The following is a 431-nucleotide window of genomic DNA, read 5'->3' as shown; positions in this document are numbered from 1 at the left end:
CTTCTTCGCGACAGTGTTGGGTAGCCTACGGGCAACGCGGATTCAGCAAGCAGCCTTGTGGCCGATCGTACTTGCCCGGCACCACGCCAGGCAGCGAGGCCAAACGCGCCTTGTCGGTAGCAAACTCCGGCAACGCGCGCAGCAGCGCCTGGGTGTACGGGTGGCGCGGCGAACGGAAAATTTCTACCGCCTTGCCGGATTCCACTACCTGCCCGGCATACATCACGATGATGTGGTGTGCCGCTTCCGCCACCAGCGCCAGATCGTGGGTGATCAGCAGCAGTGCCATATTTTCGCGCTGTTGCAGCTCGAGCAGTAGCTCAATGATCTGGGCCTGAATGGTCACGTCGAGCGCGGTCGTCGGTTCATCCGCAATCAGCAGCTTGGGCCGGCAGGCGATCGCCATGGCGATCATCACACGCTGGCTCATC

At 61.9% G+C, this 431-nt stretch carries 1 protein-coding gene; it reads right to left on the bottom strand.

The window, feature by feature from the left end:
* Window positions 1-25 precede the first annotated feature (25 nt).
* A partial coding sequence (locus tag DUK53_RS17190; RefSeq protein ID WP_368665730.1) for an oligopeptide/dipeptide ABC transporter ATP-binding protein occupies window positions 26-431 on the bottom strand: 406 nt, incomplete at its 5' end.

It is taken from the genome of Listeria sp. SHR_NRA_18 (assembly GCF_003856515.1).
GTDB classification, from domain to species: Bacteria; Bacillota; Bacilli; order Lactobacillales; family Listeriaceae; genus Listeria_A; species Listeria_A newyorkensis.
This window is presented reverse-complemented; position numbering and strand designations above follow the sequence as displayed.